This window comes from uncultured Sphingobacterium sp. (assembly GCF_964277905.1).
GTDB classification, from domain to species: Bacteria; Bacteroidota; Bacteroidia; order Sphingobacteriales; family Sphingobacteriaceae; genus Sphingobacterium; species Sphingobacterium siyangense.
This window is the reverse complement of record NZ_CAXYKD010000028.1, coordinates 1-18,131: the sequence shown is the minus strand read 5'-3', so window position 1 is coordinate 18,131 and position 18,131 is coordinate 1. Positions and strand designations below refer to the sequence as shown.

General features: G+C 41.0%; 12 protein-coding genes. 7 read left to right on the top strand and 5 right to left on the bottom strand.

From position 1 onward, the window contains the following. Positions 1 to 2 precede the first annotated feature (2 nt). From ACHWSC_RS12540 to ACHWSC_RS12510, 7 genes are read left to right on the top strand one after another with little or no spacing between them, the layout of a single operon-like run. On the top strand, positions 3 to 1,505 hold the full coding sequence (locus tag ACHWSC_RS12540; RefSeq protein WP_394676984.1) for a RagB/SusD family nutrient uptake outer membrane protein: 1,503 nt from the start codon (positions 3 to 5) through the stop codon (positions 1,503 to 1,505). A gap of 13 nt (positions 1,506 to 1,518) precedes the next feature. Next, positions 1,519 to 2,256 (top strand): fasciclin domain-containing protein, encoded by a 738-nt coding sequence (locus ACHWSC_RS12535; protein WP_394676983.1) that lies wholly within the window; start codon positions 1,519 to 1,521, stop codon positions 2,254 to 2,256. A gap of 16 nt (positions 2,257 to 2,272) precedes the next feature. Continuing rightward, positions 2,273 to 3,862, top strand: a complete 1,590-nt coding sequence (locus ACHWSC_RS12530) for a DUF5008 domain-containing protein (RefSeq protein ID WP_394676982.1) — start codon at positions 2,273 to 2,275, stop codon at positions 3,860 to 3,862. A 36-nt stretch (positions 3,863 to 3,898) separates the two neighbouring features. Next, entirely contained in the window at positions 3,899 to 5,605 is a 1,707-nt protein-coding gene (locus tag ACHWSC_RS12525; RefSeq protein WP_394676981.1) for a DUF4983 domain-containing protein, read from the top strand. A gap of 18 nt (positions 5,606 to 5,623) precedes the next feature. Continuing rightward, entirely contained in the window at positions 5,624 to 7,636 is a 2,013-nt protein-coding gene (locus ACHWSC_RS12520) for a M60 family metallopeptidase (RefSeq protein WP_394676980.1), read from the top strand. Positions 7,637 to 7,646: 10 nt separating this feature from the next. After that, positions 7,647 to 9,413, top strand: a complete 1,767-nt coding sequence (locus tag ACHWSC_RS12515; protein ID WP_394676979.1) for a LamG-like jellyroll fold domain-containing protein — start codon at positions 7,647 to 7,649, stop codon at positions 9,411 to 9,413. A gap of 13 nt (positions 9,414 to 9,426) precedes the next feature. Next, positions 9,427 to 10,545: a discoidin domain-containing protein gene (locus tag ACHWSC_RS12510; RefSeq protein WP_394676978.1), complete on the top strand. Its 1,119-nt coding sequence runs from the start codon at positions 9,427 to 9,429 to the stop codon at positions 10,543 to 10,545. Positions 10,546 to 10,696: 151 nt separating this feature from the next. Here the strand turns inward: ACHWSC_RS12510 and ACHWSC_RS12505 are convergent, their stop codons facing one another. The 5 genes from ACHWSC_RS12505 to ACHWSC_RS12485 all read right to left on the bottom strand — a co-directional run. Then, a complete protein-coding gene (locus tag ACHWSC_RS12505; protein WP_394676977.1) occupies positions 10,697 to 11,722 on the bottom strand; it encodes an endonuclease/exonuclease/phosphatase family protein in 1,026 nt (341 codons plus the stop codon). Positions 11,723 to 11,729: 7 nt separating this feature from the next. Next, positions 11,730 to 13,109: a DUF5689 domain-containing protein gene (locus ACHWSC_RS12500; RefSeq protein WP_394676976.1), complete on the bottom strand. Its 1,380-nt coding sequence runs from the start codon at positions 13,107 to 13,109 to the stop codon at positions 11,730 to 11,732. A gap of 11 nt (positions 13,110 to 13,120) precedes the next feature. Then, positions 13,121 to 15,856 (bottom strand): carboxypeptidase-like regulatory domain-containing protein, encoded by a 2,736-nt coding sequence (locus ACHWSC_RS12495; protein ID WP_394676975.1) that lies wholly within the window; start codon positions 15,854 to 15,856, stop codon positions 13,121 to 13,123. An 87-nt stretch (positions 15,857 to 15,943) separates the two neighbouring features. After that, the gene (locus ACHWSC_RS12490; protein WP_394676974.1) at positions 15,944 to 17,383 is read right to left on the bottom strand and encodes a fimbrillin family protein; all 1,440 of its coding nucleotides are present in this window, start codon (positions 17,381 to 17,383) and stop codon (positions 15,944 to 15,946) included. A gap of 37 nt (positions 17,384 to 17,420) precedes the next feature. Further along, positions 17,421 to 18,131 (bottom strand): DNA/RNA non-specific endonuclease (locus ACHWSC_RS12485; protein WP_394676973.1); only part of this gene is annotated, 711 nt, incomplete at its 5' end.

The window sequence follows — 18,131 nt, the reverse complement described above, 5'->3', positions numbered from 1 at the left end:
TCATGAAAAGAAAGTTTATATATACAGCATTACTTGGAGCTAGTTTGATGCTAGGCTCCTGTGGTAAGGATTTCTTGAATATTACACAGATTGATAAATTAACAGGTAATAATTACTGGACCAATAAGGGGGATGTCGAGCAATATATGGGCGGAATCTATTCTACATTCCGGGAAGCAACCATGACGAACATCTTCTTCCCCGCTTCTGGCGACTTGCGTTGTGCGCCCACTAACCGAACAAGTGCTACTAGTGGAGTGGGAAGAAATTATATTAGTTATTTGCGAAGCAACGATTTATCCACACTTTTCGCGATGGAAGGAAATTATACTTATTTCGGTTTTCCAAGAATAACGAAATGGAACACTTTTTATAAAATGGTCCAGAATGCAAATATTGTTTGCTATCAGTTGGATAATAAAGATATGCCGTTTTTGTCTGAGCGGCAAAAGAGCGCCTATAAGGCAGAGGCGATCTTTCTTCGCTCTTTGGCCTACTTTTTTATGGTGCGTCTCTATGGTGATGTGCCTTACTATACGGATGTGAACACCAACCCATTGCCGCGAACGAACATGGTGACTGTTCTGAAAAATATTTCAGCCGATCTTGATGCTACCTATAAAGATCTTCCCTGGACTTACGATGATCCTTCTGTAATTGCTGTTAAAGCTATGCGTGGTAGTGCCCTTGCATTGAATATGCATATTAATATGTGGATTGCAGGATTTACAACCGAAGATAAATCCATCAATTATGAGAAAGTAGCTGCTTTGGGAAAAGAACTGATGGAGGAGAACGGAGGGGCTTACGAATTACTAGATCTAAAACGAACCAAGGAAATTTTCAAAGGCCGTACCAAAGAAGGTTTATTTGAAATTGTACAAAATTTTAACTATGGGGAGAGCTTCCATTTATCAGCTTCTTATTCGGATTATGTGTTACATGCTCCAAATAAGGTAACATCGAAATCCTATATTTACTATGATCCGAAATTTATGGAAAAAATGTACCCTGTCGCAGAAGCTGACTTACGTAAAACCTATTGGTTTGATAAGGATATTTATTCGACGAACGGCGATTTCCAATGTTTGAAATTCTCCAATGTATTTATGGAAGAAGGAGAGGACAACAATCCGGATGATAATCAGATGATATTTCGCTATTCTGATCCAATCCTTTTGCGTGCAGAAGCCTTAGCAGAATTAAATCGCGATGAGGAAGCGCGTACAGTAGTCAATGTTATTCGTAAACGCGCCGATGCTTCTGAAATTTCGCTGTCAGGGGATGAGCTCAAAGATGCAATCTGGTGGGAACGTGTTCGGGAGCTGTTGGGCGAAGGAAATTTTTATTATGACCTGGTGCGGACCAAAAAGGTTATGAATACAGAATATACTATGGCACCGATGTCGGTGGGTGCATTTAATGCTGGTGGATGGACATGGCCTATTGATAAGTCTGCAATGGATAACAATCCTTATATGCGTTTAAATAATTATTGGAATTAAGAAAGGAAGAAAGATGAAAAGTTTATTGAAACTAACTCTGTTTTTGGCATTGATGATACTGGGGATCGCTGCTTGTAAAAAAGATGATTTTATCGATACAGGAGTTCATAATCCAAAATTTGATGGTACAGTATGGCAATACTTGGAGAGCCGCCCCGATCTGTTTGATACATTGATGGTGGCTTTGAAGATTTCTAAACTGGATGAGGTGTTAAAAAAAGAAGAGGTGACCTTTTTTGCCCCTCCGGATCCAACAATCCTAAAAGCTGTTTGGCGACTCAACCGAACATTATATATCTCAGGTCAGGATACAATAAAAAAACTGGAGCAGATCAAACCGCAGGTCTGGCGTAAATACCTGGGACAATACATCCTCAAAGGAAAATACTTATCGAAGGATTTTACACAGATTGACACGATCAATCTGGCAGCATATCCAGGTGGGGTTTACAAAAATTACGATGGTTCAGACATGAATATAGGGGTATTATATAACGATGTTCGTTCAAACGATCAGGTGATTAAATATGCAGGCTATCGCCAGTTGTATTTCAATTTCCCTTATTCAATAACATCTCCGGGTGATATACAGGAATATTTTACGCCATTTGTTACAGCACCTGTGGCCACATCGGATATTCAACCGACCAATGGTGTATTGCATGTTTTGCAATTTTCAAAACATACCTTAGGTTTTGTGGGATCTCTTTTTGCCGGTGATGCATACACGATCGGCGTTTTACCAAATTAATTGATTTGACTGAATTATGATGAAACGATTAAAAACAAAAATAGGATACCAGCTGGGTTTACTGTCCTGCCTTGCAATAAGTTCCTGCAGTAAGGATATTGCCCTGGGTACAGATCCTTATGCGGGAGGAAAAGGATCGCTTGGCATTGGATTTTATAAAAGCTATTCGGAGCCAGGTACGGCAAAACCCGGCGAATTGGTTGACTTTTATGTCAAAGGCATTGAACCATACCTTGGCAAACTTAACTTCTATGTCAATAATACGAAAATGGAAGTCGTCAGTGCAAAAGATTCTTTGGTAACCATTAGGGTCCCGGAGCAAATTTCTTCGGGTGACGCGAAGATCGAAGCCGATGGGCAGGTATTTTACGGACCACGGCTTGAGATCGACGGGAATGTTTCCAGAGATGTCAACTACGGTATGGTGAATGGATTCTCCTCGATTGTGTCTGATATTTTGCCTAACGCCGGCGGTTACATCGTGACCGGTGCGTTTAACAATTTTGAAAATGAGGCGGTAGATAAGACGGTTTTTCGGAATGCTATTCATTTTATTGATGGTAACGGAAAGTCTTCAACCTCAATGACGTTTGGCGAGGGCGCAAATGGATATGTAAGCTCTGTGACTAAAATGAGCGATGGGAAGTTTCTATTAAGTGGCCTCTTCAATAAGTTTAATAAAACCAATGTTTTTGGCCTTGTGCGACTTAATGCCGATGGAGCCGTTGATTCTAAAATTGTGGATGTCATTAATACAACTGGAAATCCACTGGATGGACGCGATACGGTATGTACCTTTAATGCAGGGATTACGGGTAGTGTCTCTAAGGTTTTTGGGGTATCAGATAATCGCGTCATTGCGGTTGGGAATTTTGACAATCATTATAAGATAGATTATACCTATTCGTCCCGCACAAATAAACGTCCAATTGCTACGAAAGTGAAGCATATTATGCGTTTGAAAGCGGATGGATCGTTAGATTCAAGTTATATGATAAATAATATAGGAGCAAATGCGGCGATTTTTGATGCGGAATTGATTGACAATGAGCGTGTAATTCTTGCTGGGCCATTCACAACTTTTAATGGGCAGCCCGCACATGGCATCGTCTGTATTAAAGCAGATGGCAGTATAGATCCTTCCTTTAATTTAGGCGGAACAGTCGATCGTGTATTTGACGTAAGTTATAATGCAAAATTAAAGAAAATTCTGATAGCGGGCGTGTTCAGTGGTTTGGGGGCGAATGGGAAAGTAAAAGGGATTGCTGTAATGAATCCGGATGGTAGTATAGATGATCAGTTTGTACTGGGAGATATGGGCACAGGAATGGTCAGCTTTGCACAGATGCTGAATAATGGTCGGATTGTAGCTCAGGGGACCTTCGATAGCTATAATTCAATTAAGAGATCGAGCTTCTTGGTATTGGAAAAGGACGGTACCTTATTGCAAAAATATAATAACCAGTCTCCTTTTACTGGCAGTGCAAATAAAATTATAGAGTCGACTTCTTCGTTGGGCTTTCCAGCACTATTGATTGGTGGAAGTATTTGGCAATATGGGGCCGACCGTGTTGGAAATGTCTTTAAGATGGAAATCAAGGATTAACCTTTTATGGAACCGAATATGAATAAGTATATAAAAATGATAAAAAATACCCTTTGGGGAATCGGAGGAATTCTTCTTTTGGTTGCCTGTAATAAGGATTTTCCAAATTTGCTCCAGAATTTTAATGAGGCGAAAGATAGTCCCGAAAGCAAGGACAAGGTTCTATTGGTTATCGTAGATGGGTTGTCTGGATCTGTAGTACAGGATATCGAACCTGAAAACATGACGCTCATGACACGCAATGGATTGGTAACCTATGGCAGTTTAGCTGATCCGACTACGGATTTTAAAGTAACGAATACTTCTGTTGCGGCATCACTATTGACTGGTGTTAACAGTGATAAAACAGGAGTTACATCTGGAGATATCAGTACATTAAATCCGCAATATCCAACGATTTTTGAGCGCTTGAAAAATGAAGCGCATCGTTCCAATTTTTATACTTCATCGTCAGCGTATGGTACTTACTTAGGTAAAAATGCGACTGTACAGATAGGTGCTGATGATAATGCTGTAGTGAACGATGCGTTAAAGGGGATGCAGACCGATTCTGCCGACTTAAATGTGGTTCATCTTACAAAAGTTGAGCAAGCTGGGGTTGTGAGCGGTTATACAAGTGAGTCGGCTGGTTATGTCAGTGCTGTTCAAAACGCAGATAAACAAATTAAACAATTGGTGGATGCAATTAAAGGCCGAAAATCGATTTCCAATGAAAACTGGTTAGTGATCGTTACGTCAGGCAAAGGAGGCAAAACTAAAAACTCAGAGAGCGATTTTACAGCATATGGAGATAGTGAGCGGAGTACCTATACATTGTTATACTCACCTAAATTTACGCGGAAAATTATCCCTCGGCCGAGTGCAAAAGATATTCCTTTTGTAGGCAATGCTACACGCTACACCTATGCCGCCAATAATCAGGTATATGGTCAGCTGACTGATCCGAACAAGTTTAACGTAAGTGCAAGTGAAGATTGGACGATTACCTTTTTTGCAAAACACAACAGTCCCAATACGACTTATAACTATGCAGTTTTTCTTGCGAAGCGTTTGCAAGGATTCAGCGGAAACGGCTGGAATATTTTTTCAGAAAGTGGAGGCTGGGGCTTCAATAGTTCTTTTGCCAATCAGACTTTTGGGGACTATATCAATGATGGTGAATGGCATGCACTTACTGTTGTGATTAAACGTAGCGGTACGCAAGATTCGGTGTATACGTATACCGACGGTACAAAAAATTCGATAACAGGTAAGGTTTCGCAAAATGTGGTTGCTAACAGTAATTTTGACAACACAAGTCCACTACGTATCGGATACAGCCCAGGTGATGGAAATACGGGCTGTGATCTTTCGCTTTGTAATTTACAAATTTATAACCGTGCCTTTACTCATGATGAGGTAAAACGCTATGGTGGTGTAACACATATTGATGAATCCTTTCCATTTTGGAGTAATCTTCAGGGATACTGGCCAGGTTATGGCGATGTGAATACAAGTAAGCTTACGGAGAAAACAAAAAAAGGTGCTGGAGATCTAGCGCTTAAGGGGCCGGTTTCATGGACAAGTTTCAATGAATTGGTTCCTTTCTTTCAACCTCCGATCGAAGGATCATTTTTTAGACAAGTTCCAAATGCGGTTGACGTTCCTTTTATGGTCTATCAATGGCTGGGAATAACCGTAGAAAGCGCATGGAACTTGGACGGAAAAAGCTGGAGTCCAGCGTATGTGCAAATCAGAAAGTAATCATTAGAACTAACCAATATGAATAAGATATATATAATGGGAGTATTTGCAGGGATGATTTCTTTGGCCTCATCCTGCAGCAAATATGGCTATGACTTTAAAGATGGTTATCAGCTTGGGGACTCCACTGCTTCCGAGATTTTAACAGACACCACAATGGGTAGACCCGATAAGAGCTTGTATACACGTGCTCGGATTTATCCCGGTCTTGTAGGTGATGGCGTTAAACGCGTGATGGATACAACGGTGACATTATTGATGAATAAGCAATATGTGGACAGAAATGAGTTTAAAGTTCAGGCGACGCCAGCACCTTATTATAGTACCGGACTCTATGCACCGGCAGGAGAAGTCGTGCGGATAACTGTTCCCCAAGGAATAATGGGACTTACGGTTCAGCTGGGGGTACACCAGGACAATATAGCGGGAAAAGATGCCCCTCGCCGTGATGCCCTTATTTATACCCGTAAAGAGCTTTTTCCAGGTGTCAACTATGTCCGCAATTTATATGGTGGAACAATTTGGATTATCAATGAAAAACCAATACCATCACCTGTGGCACTAAAAGTTGCTGGCGCGGTTAAAGCGACGGATTTTGTGCTAGGGAAAAGTACGATTGCACAGTGGCAAAAGGATGTTATGGCCAGTGATGTCCCTTGGATGGATCTGATCGGCAAACACGTGGCTTTTTCAGTGCCGCGCTCGCTTGTCTCCCGTTTTATTCAGTCGGGCCGGGCAGATCATATTGATGAGGCGCTGGAGCTTTGGGATAAAACGTATGAAGAAGATTACTACGATTGGATGGGATTGAGCCGTAATGCTCCAGATATTATTAACCGCTACCCTGAGTTTTGGGAGCGGGGTGTCATGGATATTCATCCGTCTGCAGGTTATGCGCACAGCGGTAGTCCATGGGTCATGCAGGAAGATGAATACTGGCTTGATGAGCTGATTAATCCGAATACTATTAAAAAGGGAACTTCTTGGGGAACATATCATGAGGTTGGACACAATTATCAGGCAGTGTTTGCATGGAGTTGGAGTGATCTGGGCGAGACGACAAATAACCTGTTTATTTTCAATGCTGCGCGAAAACGAGGTAATACTGACCGGCTTTCATTTCATCCGGCTTTAAAAACTGAAATACCGGCAGGATTAGCTTTCGCAAAAGATAACGTGCCGAAGAATTTCTCAAATATACCGCTTAGTTATGGACTCAGTTCCCCAAATAACGTGGTGTTTGCACGCTTGACCCCATTTCTGCAGATTTTTGATAAAGTAAAGGGGAAAAATGGTGAATTAGGCTGGGATTTCTTCCCTTATATTTATGCAAAAGCTCGGAATGAGAATTTTTCGACGTCGTTGGAACAAGCGAAACGAGATTATTTTTATCGTCAGCTTTGTCATTTTGCTGGGACAGACTTCAATCGTTTCTTTATAGCTTGGGGTATTCCTGTCAGTGCTTCGGCAAAGCGGGAAATTCGGAATCTGTATCCCCCGTTGAAAACAACACTATGGGAGTATAACCCATTGACATTTACTGGTGGCGATACACCGCTACCGACCAAATATAAATTGCCAAGCAATCTTTTTACGTTCACAGCGAATGTTGCAACGGCGACGAATGAAAGTTTGGGGACTTTTGCAGCATTAACAGATGGTAAAGCAGATACTTACTGGCATACCTGCTGGTCTGGTTGTAGTATTCCAACAACCCTTCCTGTTGAATTAACGCTAAACATGAATGAGATGAATGCTTTTAAGGGATTCTATATTCAAAATCGTCAGGGTGCTACCTATCAAACGAAAGTGAAAGTGTTGATTAGCAGTGACAGTAAGAACTGGAAGGAAATGGGAACTTATACATTGGCTCAAAGTGCCGAAAATACAGCACAGCGCAACGCTATGCGCGAATTTGCATTCTCTAGTATTGTGGAAGCTCAGTATGTCAAGTTTGTGTTCCCGGATCAAAACCTAGGTGGAGCTGTTCACGTCGCCTTGGCCGAAATTGGTGTGTTTTATGATATTTAAGCGGAGTAATATGAAAAGAAAATATAGCCTGAAAAAACTTGCTTTGATCGCTTTAGGAGCGGCATTCACCTTAGCAAGCTGTACAAAGTATGCAAATCCGGCGGCAGTATATGAAGATTACGATCAAGGGGTAGACCAGACCGTGAAGAGAAGAGTCTTATTTATTTCCATTGATGGGGCTGTGGGGTTGGAGATGAAAAAGATCATGCCCACGAATATTGCGGAGTTGCTGAAAACAAGTAAATATTCATTTGAAGCAATTGCAAATGAGAATACAAAGGATGCGGCCACGTGGACGTCAATGATGTCTGGGGTAACACAGGATAAGCATCAGATTGAAGATGATTCGTATATTCCAAAACCGGACGAAAATGACCCGCATCATAATGCTGCGGGTTATCCTTCCATCTTATATCGAATTTCAACAATTTCTCCGACGACGAAAACGTATGTAGTGGCCCGTGATCAGGCAATTACGACTAAACTTTTGGTCAGCGCTGACGAAGCAACAGATGTCAAAACGGATGAAGAGGTTAAAAATAAAGTAGTAGACCTGCTGGGAAAAAAGAATCCAGGGCTGGCAGTTGTACAATTTAAAGATGTTTTGCAGGCAGGTATAGCTGGAGGATTTTCTTCTGGAAATTCTGGCTATGTTGATGCGGTAAAGAAAGTGGATGGTTATATCGGGGAGATTATGAAGGCTTTAAAAGCACGGAAGAATTATCCTTATGAAAACTGGCTGGTTATTGTTACAAGTAATCACGGTGGAACAGATAAAGTGTATGGCGGGGATTCGTATGCCGAACGGAACATATTTGCTATTTTCCAGAATAATAATTTCAAACAGTTAGAACTGAAAGCAGATATTATGAAATCTATGCGTTTTTATGGTTTTTATGACGCCGGTCAAACTTCTTTTGGTGGGTATGGACCTAATGCTTTTCGTGGTCGAAATAATCCAGTTTTGGCAAATGAATCTATCTACGAAGTTGCTAAAACAGGTGAATTGACAGTTGAAGCAAAGATTAAAATGAATCCTGTGGACGGTAAATTTGATTATGCCAGTAATGCTCCTTTTCTAGGCAAGAATGCTTCTCGGACAGGATCGACAGCAGGATGGGCATTTTTTAAATCAGGCAGTGCATTAACATTTTTTGTTGCGGATGGTAGCACGAATGTACAGCCAGGAATGGGACCTGTTTCATCTGTCGGCGAATGGACACATATTGCGGCAACAGTCGCTAAGGTAAATAATGTGCCTACAGTCAAAGTGTATGTCAATGGTCTAAAAACGGGGGAAGCGACTAGTACGACGATGAATCTTAATAATGTTACGAGTGCTACTGGCTTGACTTTTGGTTATTTCCCTTATATTTTTTCGGGCCTAGCCGTAGATATGCAGTTATGTGATGTGCACATTTATAACAAAGCTATGGACGAAGCAACATTGAAGAAAAATGCCAATCGTGTCGGTATTCCAGATGCTGAATTGAACAATCCTAATCTTGTTGGTTATTGGCCAATGGATGGTCTGGTAAACAATTCATTTATGAACAAGGTGACTGGAAACCCCAGTATTGCCGCACAAGGGGCCTCACGGCTTGTCCTTTCAGGAAATACCTTACCTTTTGTCGATCAGAATAACACGGTTTTAATCCAACCTGCTGACATGTTTACCCAAATTTTCTATTGGTTGGAATTACAGGCACATAAAGACTGGAATTTGGACGGTCAGGTTTTCCTTAATAAGTATGAAATCGAATTCTTAAAGCCCTAAAGGATACTGAACAATGAAGAAAAAATTTAAAGTAGTAATTGGCAAATGCCTTTTGGTTGGTAGTGTGCTATTGGCTGTTCAGGCATGTAAAGAAGAGGAACTCGTATTTCCCTCGCAGTCGGAACAGGAAGTCGTCGTTAGTGAAAAACGTCCTACTGCTCGCCCTTCTAGTTTGACCTACATTTTTGCATTTAATCAAAATGTTGAAATCTATTTTCCACAGCTGAGTGATCGTGTGACAAAAGCGACCATCACTTATACGGATGGCACAGAGAAAAAATTAGAACTTACCAAGTTTGAAGAACCCGTCATTATTCATTTGAGTGAATATAAATCCTATGATTTCGCTATTCAGTATTTTACAAAAGATGGGACATCTTCAAAAGTGACCACTACGGTATTAAAGCCCTTGCCCTATGAAGTAAAGTATAAACTTGATAATATACAAAGCGAGCCAATCGATGGTGGAGTAAAATTCACTTTTCCTAAGACTCTTGACCGCTCGTTGAAATATACAATTACCTACACGGTAGAAGGGGAACAAAGAACAAAGAATGTGGAGGGAGCAGCTGTAGAATCCATAACTATTGATAAATTGTTGGATGAAACAAAACCTATTTCATTTAAACTTACTATTGCTGATGCCGAACTGAAAGTTGAAGCAAGCAAAGTTATCGAGCAAGCTCCGGGAGCTCTGGCTGAGTTTACCGATCGATCCAATTGGATTGCAACTGTTTCAGATTCTCAGATTGATGATGGGGGAGGCGCTCAAGCGTTAATAGATAACGATATAACGTCCTTCTGGCATTCACAGTATGATCCATCCGTTCCTTTTCCGCATTGGTTCAAAATTGATTTTGGCAAGGCACGATTCATTTCTAAGATTGGAATGATCAGAAGATCTGGAGCAAGTAACGGTTTTATTCAATATGATTTAGAAACGTCATTGGATGGAATCACCTTCACAAAAGTAGCTTCAAATCTGTCATTTGATCCAACAAATAGCAATTGGCAATATTATATATTACCTAAAATTACTAATGGGCGTTATATTCGGGTGACCATGACAAAACCAAAAGATGCAGGTGATGATTTTACACATTTAGGCGAGTTTAAGGCCTTTGGTTATTAAATTGAATTTTTTTAATTATAAAGGCGGGGAAATCTATTTAAGATTTCCCCGCCTTTTTTTGAAGGGAGTTTGTTCTCGTTAACTTCCTTCTATTACTTATCGGAATATTCTAACCTTACGAGGTAATGAGCAAAACAAGTTGTTTTTTAGCTTATTTTACCAAATAGATCAATGTTGGAAAGTGATCTGAGTAGCCATTGATAAATACTCCCCCAGAAAATGTTCGATGTGGGTAGCCTTTGTTGCGGCCTTCCTGTTGAACCAAAAAGTCCCGATTGAAGATTTCTGCTTTGACAAAACGTAAGCCTTTGTTTTTATTGTCCAATAAAGGTCTGGAAATGATGATCTGATCAAAGAGATTCCATTGTCCCTGATAACCTAGAGAGCCAATTCCCTTATCGTAAAACTTCCACATGGTATTATACATGCCCTGAGCAGGTACATCCTGCGGATTTTTCTTGGCCTGCAATACTTCCTTTACACTTTTATCTTTGGGATCATCATTTAAATCGCCCATAATAATAATCTTGGCCTCGGGGTTCTCACGATATAACGAATCGCATATGCCTTTGGTAATTCCGGCTGCAAATTCGCGGAGTTCAGAAGATTTATTGCCATAACGCGAAGGCCAGTGATTGACAATGATATGTACCGTATCTCCAGCAATCGTACCGGATACCAAGAGTTGATCTCTCGTCTTAAAGCCTGGGTTTTCCGGTAGGTTGAACGGATGAACCTTGTCATTAAAAGGAGTGAAGAATTCAGGATTGTAAAGGAACCCGACATCCACACCGCGACGGTCAGGAGAATCGTGATGAACGATCTTTAATCCCAGCTCACGGAGCTGGGGATCTCGTGTAAGATCTTCCAAAACCCGACGGTTCTCAATTTCGGCTACACCAAGAGCAATGGGACCCAGACTAGAACTAGGTGAACCGATGGCACGAATCGCTCGTGCCATGTTTTTTATTTTTTGCTGATACTTCGCTTCTGTCCATGTATTGGCTCCCTTTGGCGTAAACTCATCGTCATTGATCGTGGAATCTTTTACAGGATCGTATAGGTTCTCCAGATTGTAGAAGGCGATGGGGTAAACCCGACGATTACTCTGTGCGAAACTCGGGTGTACAGCAAATAAAAGGAGAAGTAAAATACAGCTGATGTGTTTATAGTTCATCTTTTATTTATTTAGTAACGATAATCGTATTGTCTGTACCGTTTCCGCCAGTTGCGCTTACGATTTTAATATTATCTAAGCGGAAGCCAAATGCATTGTCAGCGCCAGTCATTATAAATTCGACGGTACTTGTTGCTGCTGCTGTGATATTCGGAATACTGATTGTATAGTATTTGTTGCGATCGTCTGTTGAGTTGATCGCTACAGGTGTGCTTGGAATCGTATAAGTTGTTCCGTTGACCTTCACCTTCATTGCATTGAGGTTGGTCGCTTCACCAACATTGTAAATATTAGGTACGAGCTGGTAGCTCAGCGTAAGATCTGCTTTGTTGGCCGTTTGGATTCCGGCGATTTTCAGTGTTATATCTTTGTTTGCCGGAAGCCATACCGAGGCACTGATTCCTGTCGCTGTGCGGATATCTGCCGAGCCGCTTTCTTCGGTGTAAGTTACTGGAGACTTCATGTCAAACCCTGTAAAGTCCGCAATTTTTGGGCGGTTGCCACTTGGATACGTACCATCACCAAATGTTTCGCTGAAGATTGTTCCTCCAGTTTCAGGGTCCGTTGGTGTTGTTCCGGCGTCGGTTCCATCAAAGTCAACAACATCTGTTTTATCACGTAAGAAGAGCTGCCAACCACCATTGTAACGGCCTAAAATACCTATTAATGTTCCTTTTCCTTTTGGTAGAATCTCTTTGGCAAATGTGGAGAAGTTGCTGTTGCGCACATCCAATGTTTTGCCATTCGCATCTTTGACTACTTCACTAACAGTCGCCGTTCCACCGGCGAAGGCATTGACACCACCATTATTAAAACGCACATTTTTAATGATGACCAACTTGTTGACCATCGAAGCATCTAATTTAGAAAGATCAACTTCCAAGGGTGATAGGTTTGTTGCATCAGACCACTTATTTCGTAGTACGTGCTCTTGAAAAACAAGCCAAGAGATACGATTCGCATTGGTTCCACTAAAACCAATTTGCAATTCACCTCCATATTTGACCATGGATAAACCCTTTAGGTTAACGTAAACTTCTTGGCCAGCTCTGAAGGATGAATAAACGCTATTTTGATCGACGCCGATATTAATGGCTGCGGTTTCATCCTGGATGTACAATTGTTTGTAGATATTACCCGAAATATCGTTTCCGGTCACCAGTGCTTTAATGATCAGATCCTCATCGATTACTTTTGGATCGGTAATGTTGGCATATTTTTCTTTTAATGCTCCTATTGTTATGTTAGCACCTGGACCACTATAGATCGGTTCAGTCAATGGCGGTTCCTCATAGTCGCGCTTACAGGCATTGGTAAATAAGATAAGTCCGACACAGATGACCGATAACATCGTGGTATAGACAGCTTGTATATTTTTTTTATTCATGATTATTGAAGTTAAAATCTATAGGATACATTCATAAAACAGTTGATTCCCTGCATATAATAATATTTCGAATTAAATTTACTAGGTGCAGTAATGTCAAGACGTGCATTTTCGTAACCGCCTGTTCGGATGTTTTTGTTGTTTAATACGTTATTGACAGCCAAATTGAAGTTGATTGATTTACCACGATCTTTTAGGTATAGAATCTTTCCGATAGAAAGATCTACAGTCGCACTGTTCTTAAATTTCTCTTGATGCGTTAAATTTTGATATGCCTCGTAAAGTTCTGTATCATCGGGACTGATCGTCGAATAGTTGGACATTAACTGGCGAAGGGGCGCTTTGGCTAAATACATATCGCCCGCATAGTTTACATTGGCCCCAAAAAACCAATAATCGACAAAATAGCGGAGGCCAAATGTTCCTGTTGTTTGTGGCATTCCCCCAATATAATAATTATTGAGGTATACTGTTTCACTCACATTAGTGGCAGGAATACCATTGATATACCCATTTTCAGAGTTCATCACTCCCATTGGATTATTACTATAGTAGTATTCGGCTTTTGTAGCGGCAAGATCGATACTCCAGTTGTTATCGATCTTGTATGTTAAGCCTAACTCAACCCCTCGATGAATCTGATCCATATCTTGTAAACCGTGGTTGATAAAGGTGCGGGCAGCATCGTTGTAATAACTTTGACGGCTAATGAGATCGGTGAAATTAGTTTGAAATACCGATAAGCGTCCATTCAACTTTGGCAAGGAGAAAATATAGCTAATATCTGTTGAGAAGATCTTTGCACTTTTTAAGTCTGCTAAGGTGAAATCACTTACACGTGGTGAGATGTAGGCATCATTGGCCAGAGGAGCCTTGGTTTGGTAACTGATTTTCGCATTCAACAAATGACGTCCGTTGAATTTGTAGGTCATCCCCCCTTTAAATGCATAGTCTATAAAATGATGTTCCTCTCCTTTCCCATAAGAATCATTTGGGAAACGTCCATTTTTCATATAACCAATCCGTTCAAAACTGGTATAGGAAAGTTGTGTCCCATAGAAGAAATCGATATTCGAATAGCTGTATTCATTTTGTAACCACGCATTTGCCGATTTCATATTGATATTGAAGCGGTAACCAAAGGTATCACCTTTACGAGCTTTGAAATCTGGATTTAACAGGTTATTCTGGGCTGGTAAAGCTCCTTGTCCAAAATCCTGTTCTGCGTATTTATCGGTGTCCAACACATATTCAGCACCTAGCAAGTCGTCCACTGTTTTATATTGCTGTGATTGTGAGCCTTTAACTGCAATGCCGGCCGTTAATTTGGAATGTTCGTTAATGGTTTTGTTTAACGTTGAATTGAAACTACTTTCCAGCAGGTCGCTGTGACGTTTTTCGACCATATATAGCGCTGAAAGTTCACCATTCATTACGGCTTCCTTGTTTTGATTATATAAACTGGCCCAGTCGACTTGAGATACTGCTTTGGATTTCCATGCTTCGGTATATTTGTCAATATCCTCTTGCTGTGTATAGTAGCTAGGTAAATTGCGGTAGTAGTCGGGTCTTGGGTCTTTTGCTCTGTACCAGTTCAATGCAGTACTGGCGTATTTGCCATAGTGCAGCGATATACCTGTCGTTAGTTTTGTATTTGGATCGATTTTCCAGATATGTGAAAGGATTGCTGTAGGGTCATAAGCAGTGACGACACGCGAATTCCTGATTTTTCCGTCTTGATAGCCCCAATTGGGGTTGTATAGGTTGTTGTCGAGGAGATCATAGGCTTCCTGGAAAGAACCAGATTGTTGGCCACGCTCTACCGGTGAACCAAAGGTGACCAGTGATAAACTATGTTTGCCTTGCTGGAATTGTTTTTCGATGGAAAGTGCGTAGGAGAAGTTTTTGTAAAATGTACCTTCAATGTTTCCTTTGTCAGCATAACGACCACCGATTAAGCCTGTAAATGCCCAGCCATTGTCCATTAGTCCCGTCGAATAGCTCAGCATACCCCGGCTATAATAATTGCGGTTGGTGTATGTGGCTGTTGCTTTTGCTCCTTTGGCGAAGGCGCTGGCGCGCATATTGATATTTTCGGAACCGCCGATGGAGCCGAATGTAAAGGTCGAGGCGTCCATAGCATTGTCTTGGTCTCCATTTCGGGTCAAATCATTGATGGCACCAATGGAAGCATAGTTGAAGACTCCGCGCAATTGGTCGTTGAAGTGTACGCCGTTGATGTATTTTTGTTCGTAGCGGTTGTTGTATCCGCGGAGGCGAAAACGGAATTGAGAGAGCTGATAACCAATTTTGTTGACGTACACGTCGTTGGAAAGGATAATCTTGGCTGCAATGTTTTGGTCGAAAGATTCGTTGTCATCGTCCAATAGATCATCGGCAGCCATGCTTAATTGTACCATGTTGTCGTTGTCGGTACTTGGAAGCACGTAGATATCTTCCATTTTGAGCAGGCCGGAGGCCGGGATCTGAACGGTAATTTTGGTTTCCTGGATATTTCCGCCTGTAATCAGGATGGTTTCCTCGCCCGAGTTTAACTTCGGTAGACTGAAGTTCCCTTTGGAATCGGTGACGACCGACTTTTGATTTTTCTCAAAGACGAGACGTACATTGGAGAAAGGTTCTTTGCTCACCTGGTTGCGGACAATACCCTGTACATTGGCCCTTTGGGCAAATATAGGTGTACTGGCAGCAGATAAGAGGGCAAAAAGTATGTATTTTTTATACATAGCTTGAGGTTAAATAGTGAAATGTATTTAGATGACAAATGCAACACATTTTAGATGTGTTGCATTTGAGGATGTTTTTATTGTATTTTATTTTTGGCCCTTAAGAGAAATATTGTCAATACGGATACCAACTGTATTATTTGTTGCTGTCGTTGAGAATGTTAATTTGGAGCTAGCAGGAACTGATGTTGCCGCCGAAAGATCAACTTCTATCGTGTAAAAAATATTTGCATCATTATTGTCTTTCGACAATACTTTGGAAATGGCGCTGAATTTTTGGCCATTTAGATCTATCGACAAGTCTTTTACATCGAATTTCGTACCTGCATTGAATACATTGGCTGCGATGTCAAATGTAAGTTTCAATTTAGCAGCTTTTTCTGTATTGATGTTGCTGATCGCTAATTCAGCTTCCTTATTAGCAGGTAGCCATACGTGATTTGTTTGATTTTCTCCACTTTTTAAGTAGCGAATATCAGATACAGCAAATTGATCTGCATAAGTTACAGAAGTATTTGACCAGCCGTTGAATGACGCAATCTTAATGTTTGAGACTGTTGTTTCACCAAAATTCTCTTCATACAATGTTTGTTCTACAGGATCAGTTGTACCACCATTATCTTCGTCTTTACCGATCACATATGAACCCGACGGTACATCGGTCCAGTCTGTGATATTGCCAGAAGCCACAATAGCAGCATTGTTTCCAGCCTGCTCTTGTAAAGTGATATTGTAGCTGTATTTTTTACCCGCTTCGTAAGTTGTTGATGATGGTAAAGTCCAGGTATAGATCTCGTTACCAATTTTGAATTCAACTTTTGCACCGGCAACGCTAGCTACAGGCAATAAGATAATCTCTGCCGCTGTTGTTGTTGTTCCTGCTGTTGTTTTTGCTTTGATGGCAGCTGGATTAGCACCTGCAGCTAATGTACCTGTTGCTAGGTCGAAGTTCGCTGTAGTATTAAATCCGTTGTAAGTTACGGTAAGACCAGTTAAAGAGCTTACACCAGTTCCAGCAGCAATAGTCAATTCGACTTTGCTGAGTTTGTGGCCAAATTGCAGTTGCGCATTTGGTTTATTCTTGTTGGCTCCAGTTACGTTATTCGCGTATAATAGATCAATTTTATTTTGTTGGGTTTGATCAGCTACATTAACTGGATAAATGTTGTTTGTGATTGCTGTTTGGTAAGGATAGTAGGCAATAAAATCTACATTGGAACCATCTGCTGGATAATTGATTTCTTCCGTAGTGTTGCTTGCGCTAAAATTACCATCTCCTTTTGTCGTTACATACTGCTTGTTGCTTGCCAATGCATTGCTTAGACCGCTACCGGTTTTCATGAAAACACCGATTGCATCGTTGCTTTCCCAATTTGTGCCAGCAGCTTTTGTGGTCACTTGATTGGAGATGGTTGACGAAAAAGTCACCGCTTTGGTGATTTCTTGTTCTGAAACAGGTGCCTTTTGGCAAGAGCTGGTTACGGCAGCTGCCGCAGTCGCTAGGAATAAAAGTTGGTTTACTTTCATAATTAAACTGAATTGATATGACTAAATCGTTTATTAATTATTTCCAAATGGAGGTATTTATACTTCCTTTTTGTGTATCATTTAGATCAGGAAAAAATGTGAAGCCGGTTGCTTTTTCGAGATCGCTCACGGTTAATCTATAATTTTCGAAGGTTACTCCTGAAGGAGGGGTTTCATTGTTTATCTTATAGGCAAGAGTATAATATTCGGACCCTTTCTTCATGGCTAATGCTTTGAAGTAATATTTGGGTTTGGCGATATCTTTTCCGTCGTTATCTTGCGCAAAATCCAACACGGTGTTGGTGCTTGTGGTAGGCATTGCTCCTGTTACGACATACATCGTGTCACATTGTGCCGTCCAGGTTCGGACTTTCGTTTCTAGGTTTGCCCATATCCCTTGGTTGAGACGTGAAGCTTGTGCTGTCATGTTGGTAAAATAAAACGTTGTTTTATTTTGGGTGGTATTTAGGTTGCGGTCTGCACTTGGCAATTGGTGGCCTCTATCGTAGCCTGTTGGCTTGAAACCATTAAATAGATTAGGTTGAAACGCAGTTGAGACTTGTGGATCATATCCCCAAGCATCTGTACGATTGCCTGATCCGAGGATGCTGCTGTATAATGGGTAAGCTACCCAATATGCCATTTTTAACTTTTTGTCATAGAGCATCGCATAGTTTCTGCTGTCGCTCGCGTCGGGCATGAAATGCTGTATAAATACTTCATCATTGCCTAGCTTGCTCATTTTGGG